The organism is Micromonospora sp. RTGN7 (genome assembly GCF_033804645.1).
Lineage (GTDB): Bacteria > Actinomycetota > Actinomycetes > Mycobacteriales > Micromonosporaceae > Micromonospora.
Genome location: NZ_JAPZLF010000082.1, coordinates 1 through 223 on the forward strand (window position 1 = coordinate 1; position 223 = coordinate 223).

The following is a 223-nucleotide window of genomic DNA, read 5'->3' on the forward strand; positions in this document are numbered from 1 at the left end:
TCGTAGCACCGATTGGAGGTGTTTGCGGTCGGAGTCGATGGTGCGGCCGACGAAGGTCGCTTCCGCGCCGAGGGCGAGCGAGAGCGGGTTGAACGGGGCGTCGGCCGAGCCTGCGGGGGTGGATTTGGTGATTTTGCCGACTTCGGAGGTGGGTGAGTACTGGCCTTTGGTGAGGCCGTAGATCCGGTTGTTGAACAGCAGGATCTTCAGGTTGACGTTGCGG

Annotated in this window: 1 protein-coding gene; it reads right to left on the bottom strand. The window is 62.8% G+C overall.

The features are described 5' to 3' along the window. Positions 1 to 223, bottom strand: a 223-nt coding sequence (locus tag SNR22_RS29300) for a thiamine pyrophosphate-dependent enzyme (protein ID WP_320069905.1), incomplete at both ends; no start/stop codon positions are given.